At 66.1% G+C, this 6,459-nt stretch carries 5 protein-coding genes and 1 pseudogene; 2 read left to right on the top strand and 4 right to left on the bottom strand.

Annotated features, from left to right (window positions below; all coding sequences use genetic code 11):
* Window positions 1-22 precede the first annotated feature (22 nt).
* The gene (locus QOJ24_RS02905; protein WP_526258926.1) at window positions 23-1,672 is read left to right on the top strand and encodes an alkaline phosphatase D family protein; all 1,650 of its coding nucleotides are present in this window, start codon (window positions 23-25) and stop codon (window positions 1,670-1,672) included.
* Here the strand turns inward: QOJ24_RS02905 and dxs are convergent.
* Window positions 1,653-3,566 (bottom strand): 1-deoxy-D-xylulose-5-phosphate synthase, encoded by a 1,914-nt coding sequence (gene dxs / locus QOJ24_RS02910; protein ID WP_526258928.1) that lies wholly within the window; start codon window positions 3,564-3,566, stop codon window positions 1,653-1,655. The genes QOJ24_RS02905 and dxs overlap by 20 nt on opposite strands.
* Window positions 3,567-3,594: 28 nt before the next feature.
* Window positions 3,595-4,893 carry a Na+/H+ antiporter NhaA gene (gene nhaA / locus QOJ24_RS02915; RefSeq protein ID WP_526258930.1) on the bottom strand — a complete coding sequence of 433 codons (1,299 nt, stop codon included), beginning with the start codon at window positions 4,891-4,893 and terminating at the stop codon, window positions 3,595-3,597.
* A gap of 106 nt (window positions 4,894-4,999) precedes the next feature.
* Between nhaA and QOJ24_RS02920 the strand changes: the two genes are divergently transcribed.
* Entirely contained in the window at window positions 5,000-5,464 is a 465-nt protein-coding gene (locus QOJ24_RS02920; RefSeq protein ID WP_526258931.1) for an Rv1443c family protein, read from the top strand.
* Here QOJ24_RS02920 and QOJ24_RS02925 read toward each other — a convergent pair.
* Together QOJ24_RS02925 and QOJ24_RS02930 are read right to left on the bottom strand one after the other, a co-directional pair.
* A complete protein-coding gene (locus tag QOJ24_RS02925) occupies window positions 5,438-5,893 on the bottom strand; it encodes a helix-turn-helix domain-containing protein (RefSeq protein ID WP_526258935.1) in 456 nt (151 codons plus the stop codon). The genes QOJ24_RS02920 and QOJ24_RS02925 overlap by 27 nt on opposite strands.
* A gap of 9 nt (window positions 5,894-5,902) precedes the next feature.
* A pseudogene (locus QOJ24_RS02930) lies at window positions 5,903-6,459 on the bottom strand (hypothetical protein); the annotation flags it as partial.

Genomic DNA, 6,459 nt, shown 5'->3' on the forward strand with positions numbered 1-6,459 from the left:
ACCCTCCCCTAGGCTCAGTTCAATGGTATTGCTTCTCGGTCCGGCGCTGCGGCACGTTTCCGACACCACCGCCCTGGTCTGGGTGCAAACCGAAAACGCCTGCACCGTCGAGATTCTCGGCTGCTCGGCCCGGACCTTCGAGGTGCAGGGCTACCATTTCGCCCTCGTCATGGTGACGGGGCTGGCCCCCGACAGCGTGACCGAGTACCAGGTCAGACTCGACGGCACCATCCACTGGCCCATCGACGACGAGGCGTTCTCGAAGTTCCCGGCCAGCGTGATCCGAACAAGAGGAGCCGCCAGCGCGGACCGGCTGCGCGCCATCTTCGGTTCGTGCCGCTACCCGAAGACCGAAGTCAAGAAGATCGAGAACAAGCTGAGGCACGACGCGCTGGACTCGTACGCGACCCGGATGGCCGGCTGCCCGATCGACGAGTGGCCCGATGCGCTCATCCTGCTCGGGGACCAGCTCTACGCCGACGAGCTGCCGCCCGACGAGCAGCGCCGCGTGAACCGGCGGCGGCGCAGCAGGCACGGCGACCGTCCGCCGGACGAGGTCGTCAGCTTCGCAGAATACGAACGGCTGTACCGCCACTCCTGGGGCGACCCGGAGATCCGGTGGCTGATGTCGACCGTCGCGACGGCAATGATCTTCGACGACCACGACATTCGCGACGACTGGAACACCTCGGCGTCGTGGCGCGCGAAGATGGCGACGACGCCGTGGTGGCGTGATCGCATCCGGGCCGGGTTGGCGTCCTACTGGGTTTATCAGCACCTGGGCAATCTCAGCCCCGCCGAGTTGGCCGACAATGAGGATTTCCAGCGACTCATCGCGACCGAGGGCGACACCTGGCCCCAGCTCGCCGAGTTGGCCGAGCGCGCCGACCGCGAGGTCGACTGCAGCAAGGGCATCCGGTTCAGCTATCGGTGGGATCTCGGACGCAGCCGGCTCATCATGGTCGACTCACGCAACGGCCGGATCCTGGAGTCCGGTGAGCGAATGATGATCGGAGAGAACGAATTTCGCTGGCTGGAAGCTCAGGCCGAGGAGCATCCGGAATCGCTGGACCATCTGATGCTCGCCTCATCGGTGCCGTGGTTGATGCCTCCCGCCATCGGCGATCTGGAGACGCTCAACGAGCGAGCAGCCGAGCGAGCCGGGTGGCGGGGCAAACTTGGTGAAAAGTTGCGCCAAGCAGGCGATTTCGAACATTGGTCGGCGTTCTACAAATCCTTCCTGCGGATGGGCGAAATGATCGCGCGGATCGCCAACCAGCCCGACGGCCCGGCCACCATCAGCGTGCTGTCGGGCGACGTCCACCACAGCTACGCAGCGCGCGCCGAACTCGACGGTGTGTCACCCGACGGATCGACCGTCCACCAGCTGGTGTGTTCGCCGGTACACAACTACGTGCCGCTGTTCATCAAGCCGGTGTTCATGCTCGGCTGGACCAGACCCGCGGCTGCCGTCATCCGATGGTGGGTGCGCAGGCGCGGAGTGCCATCACCGCCGCTGACCTGGCGTGACGTGTGCGGTCCGCTGTTCGGTAACACGATCGCGACGGTGGCGGTCAACGGCCGCGACGCGGAGGTGTTCTTCGAGCAGCCGCGCAAGACAACGACTTTGGAAGAGGTGGGCCGAGTTTCGCTCAGTCGAGTTGGCGGCTGACCTCGTGATCGGAGACCGCGCTACCGAGCGCGGCCACCCACCCGGTCACCTGACGGGCGATGTTCTGGTCGGTGATCCCGGCCTCGGCGAGCACCTCGCCGCGTGACGCATGCGCTTGAAACTCCTGCGGCAGCCCGACGTCCCGGCACGGCACGTCGATCTCGGCGCGACGAAGCGCCGCCGACACAGCCGAGCCGACACCACCGTGAACCCCGTTGTCCTCCAACGTGACCACCAGCTTGTGCGCCTTGGCCAGCGCACCGATGGCTTCGGGAACCGGGAGTATCCAGCGCGGGTCGATGACGGTCACGCCGATACCCTGGTTGCGCAGCCGCTCGGCAACCGATTTCGCCATCGACGCGAACGGTCCGATCGCCACCAACAGCACATCATCGGACAGGCCGTCGACAGGGACGGCGAGCACATCGATCCCGTCTCGGCGATCCAGCGCCGGAATGTCTTCACCGACATCACCTTTGGGGAAACGCAGGGCGGTCGGTCCGTCGGTGATATTCAGCGCCTCGCCGAGTTCCTCGTAGAGACGTGCGGCGTCGCGCGGTGCGGCCACCCGCATGCCGGGCACGACGTTGAGCATCGACAAATCCCACATGCCGTTGTGGCTGGCGCCGTCCGGCCCGGTCACCCCGGACCTGTCGAGCACCAGCGTCACCGGCAGCTCGTGCAGTGCGACGTCCATCATGATCTGGTCGAACGCCCGGTTGAGAAAAGTCGAGTAGATGGCCACCACCGGATGTAGGCCACCCATCGCCAGGCCGGCGGCCGACGTCATCGCGTGCTGCTCGGCGATGCCGACGTCGAACAACCGGTCGGGAAACATATTGCCGAATGCGGTCAGCCCCGTCGGCCCCGGCATGGCGGCGGTGATCGCGACGATGTCGCGGCGCTTGGCTGCGTACGTGATCAGCGCGTCGGCGAACGTGGACGTCCACCCCGGTCCGGCCACCTTCGTCGCCAGCCCCGTATGAGGGTCGATGACTCCCGTCGAGTGCATCTGCTCGGCCTCGTCGTTCTCGGCGGGCCCATAGCCCATGCCCTTGCGGGTCACGACGTGAACGATCACAGGTGCGTTGTAGCCCCGGGCGTTACGCAGCGCCACCTCGACGGCGTGCTCGTCGTGACCGTCGATCGGCCCGACGTACTTGACTCCGAGGTCGGTGAACATCACCTGGGGGGAAAGCGCATCCTTGAGGCCCGCCTTCACGCTGTGCATGCACTGGTAGCAGAGCTCGCCGATGACGGGCATGCCCCGCACCGCGCTGCGGCCCTTCTCCAGAATCTTCTCGTAGCCGGGCTGCAGCCGCAGGGTGGCGAGGTGATCGGCGAACCCGCCGATGGTGGGTGCGTAGCTGCGGCCGTTGTCGTTGACCACGATCACGACGGGACGCCGGGACGCGGCGATGTTGTTCAGCGCCTCCCAGCACATACCACCGGTGAGCGCGCCGTCTCCGACGACCGCGACGACATGCCGGTTGCGGTGGCCGGTCAGCTCGAATGCCTTGGCGAGCCCGTCGGCATAGGACAGCGCCGAGCTGGCGTGGCTGGACTCGACCCAGTCATGCTCGCTCTCGTCGCGCGACGGGTAACCCGAGAGACCGCCCTTCTTGCGCAGGGTGTCGAACTCGTGGCACCGACCGGTCAGCATCTTGTGTACATAGGCCTGATGGCCGGTGTCGAAGATGATCGGGTCGTGCGGCGAGTCGAACACCCGGTGCAGCGCAAGGGTGAGCTCGACGACACCGAGATTGGGGCCGAGATGTCCGCCGGTTGCAGCGACCTTATGAATCAGGAACTGTCGGATCTCGTCAGCAAGATCAGTTAGCTGATGCTGGGTCAGGTGCTGCAGATCGGCGGGACCGCGGATCTGTTCAAGCATCCCGCCAGTCTACGCACCGATACCTGGGTCAGTCCTGCCGAGTGTCGTACACGTCGGGCACACCGTCGTGGTCGGCGTCGGCTGTCTCAATGGCGTGGATACGACGGTAGGCGGCGTTACGGCTCAGCAATACGACCGCAGCCAGCAGAGCTGCGACAACCGACCCGCAGAGCACGCCCATTTTGGCGTCGATGCCGGGAGCGGTGCCGTGGCCGAAGGCCAATTCACCGATCAATAACGAAACTGTGAACCCGATCCCAGCCAGCAGGGAAACGCCGAAGACGTCGCGCCAGGCCAGGTCGTCATCGAGGCTGGCGCGGGTGAACTTGGCCAATACATAGGTGGTGCCGAAGACCCCGATTGGTTTGCCCAGCACCAGGCCGGCAAGCACCCCGATGGTGACAGGGGCCAGCATCGACGCGCCAAGCCCCGACCAGCCGCCGACCGTCACCCCCGCGGCGAAGAACGCGAATACGGGCACCACCAAACCGGCGGAAACGGGCCGCAACCGGTGCTCGAGCGACTCGGCTGTGAGTTGGCCCCGGCCGCTGGAAACCGGGACGACGAAACCCAGCAGCACCCCCGCGACGGTGGCGTGCACGCCGCTTGCGTGCACGAGCGCCCACGTTGCCGCGGCAAGTGGCAGCAGAACCCACCAACGGTTGTACCCCCGCTGCATGGCCAGCCCGAACAACGCCAGCGGGACCACCGCGAGCACCAGTGGCCGTGGCGCCAGCTCGTCGGTGTAGAACGCCGCGATGATCGTGATCGCCAACAGGTCGTCCACGACGGCCAGAGTCAGCAGGAAGGTCCGTAGCGCGCTGGGCAGGTGTGTGGACAACACCGCGAGGACCGCGAGCGCGAAGGCGATATCGGTGGCGACGGGCACCGCCCACCCGTCGATGGTCTCCGGATGGCCGGTGCCAAGGTTGACTGCAATGAAAACGGCTGCGGGGATGACCATTCCGCCGACGGCGGCGGCGATCGGCAGCGCTGCGCGTGCGGGGTCGCGAAGGTCACCGGCGACGAATTCTCGCTTGAGCTCCAGGCCGACGACGAAGAAGAAAACCGCAAGCAGTCCGTCGGCCGCCCATTCCGCAACGCTGAGCCGCAGATGCAGGGACTGCGGGCCGAACTCGAATTCCGACACGGCGTGATAGGAACCCGACCACGGCGAGTTGGCCCAGACGATTGCCGCAGCGGCGGCGATGAGCAGAAGCACGCCGCCGACGGTCTCCATGCGAAGAATCTCGCCGAGGCGCTTGGCCTCCTGCCACGACCCGCGGGTCAGCAGCCTGCGCCCGAGCGGAACAGATTGATCACTCATCGCGTGCTCCTACAGACAGCCGACGTCGACGCCGACCAGACTTCCCGGCACACCTGCGGGTCAACGTAGCACCCCATATGCGGTCGCGCCCGGATAGCGTCGAGCGATGATCGTCGAACGGCACAGCATCGTCGGCGTTCCACCGGAACGGGTGTGGGCGCGCGTTGTGACACCTCTCGGCATCAACGACGAACTGCGACCCTGGATGACGATGTCGATGCCACGCGGCAAGGAGTCGTTGACGGTCGACAACATTCCCGTCGGCACCCCGGTGGGCCGCTGCTGGATGCGGCTGTTCGGTGTGCTCCCGTTCGACTACGACGATCTGATGATCGCCGAAATGTGGCCCGGTCGCGGCTTTCACGAAGAGTCGACGATGCTGTCCATGCGGCTCTGGCGCCACGAGCGCACGCTGGAGCCTGAGGTCGGCGCGAAAACCGTTGTCCGCGATCGTCTCACGTTCGAGCTGCGGACGCCGCTGCGGCTGCTGACGCCGGTCGTCGGGGCAGGAATCGGCGCGTTGTTCGGCCACCGGCAGCGGCGACTACAGCGACACTTCGGCCGAAGCTGAATTCGTCAGGATGCCCAGCTGTCGCGCCCTGCGGACCGCGTCTCGCCGCTTGTTGACCTCGAGCTTGGCCAGTATCGCGGAGACATGGTGGTCGACCGTCTTCACCGAAAGAAACAGCCGATCCGCGAGTTCGGCGTTGGTGAGTCCATCATCGAGCAGGCGCAGCACGTCGACCTGGCGTGCGGTCAGCCCCGCCGGGTTGGCCAGTGTCGCCGAGCGCTTGCGCGCCGGCACGACGGACTGGCCCCCGGCCCGTAGATCGCGGCGCACCTTCGCCGCGACGGCGTCGGCACCGAGTCGGTCGAGAATGTCGAGGGCGCGGACCGAGAGCACCGGATCGGCGCTGTCGAGCATTGCGAGCGCCCCGTCATACGGCATCGAAAGCCGGTGAAACTCATCGGCTGCCGCCTCGTATGCGCCGTCGAGCACCAACCGGCATCAGCGTGATGCTGACGTCGAGCAGCTCGGCCGCCGCGTCAAGCCGGCGCTGCTCCACGTCGAAGTACGTGATGTTGCTCCACCCGCCCGAATACAACTCGTCGATGTGCTTGGGCCCGAGTTCACGATGGCGAGAATCTCATCACGCCCCGACTCGTCACCGTTGAGCACGGACCCATAGCTCTCGATCAGCCTCACCCTGATACCCAACGCGAAATCGCCTGTCTTGTCGGCGATTTCACGGGCCCGACCGATCAGCGACGCGGCCATGTCCAGGTCGCTCGCCTGGACGGCGAGGTATGCCTGCATGGCGAACGCCTGACCGAGCTGCACGAGTTGGTACGCGTCATCGCAGCCGTCGTCGAGCACGGTCATCGCGTCTTCCGCATGACCTTCGGCCAGCCGGCGGTTCGCGCTGTACCACTGGTACACCGACAACGCGTGGTGGTTCGCACTCACCGCCGCCGACTCGCCCAGCTCCTCTCGTATGCGCAATGCGCGCTGACAGGCGCTGATCGCGTCGGCAGCTTGTCGATCAGGTAGAACTCCCATGCCAT

This window comes from Mycobacterium sp. (assembly GCF_032159775.1).
Lineage (GTDB): Bacteria > Actinomycetota > Actinomycetes > Mycobacteriales > Mycobacteriaceae > Mycobacterium.

Excerpts from the sequence above, each read along its gene's own strand:
- QOJ24_RS02905 (WP_526258926.1), top strand. The coding sequence starts at position 23 with ATGGTATTGCTTCTCGGTCCGGCGCTGCGGCACGTTTCCGACACCACC.
- QOJ24_RS02920 (WP_526258931.1), top strand. The coding sequence starts at position 5,000 with ATGATCGTCGAACGGCACAGCATCGTCGGCGTTCCACCGGAACGGGTG.
- dxs (WP_526258928.1), bottom strand. The coding sequence starts at position 3,566 with ATGCTTGAACAGATCCGCGGTCCCGCCGATCTGCAGCACCTGACCCAG.
- nhaA (WP_526258930.1), bottom strand. The coding sequence starts at position 4,893 with ATGAGTGATCAATCTGTTCCGCTCGGGCGCAGGCTGCTGACCCGCGGG.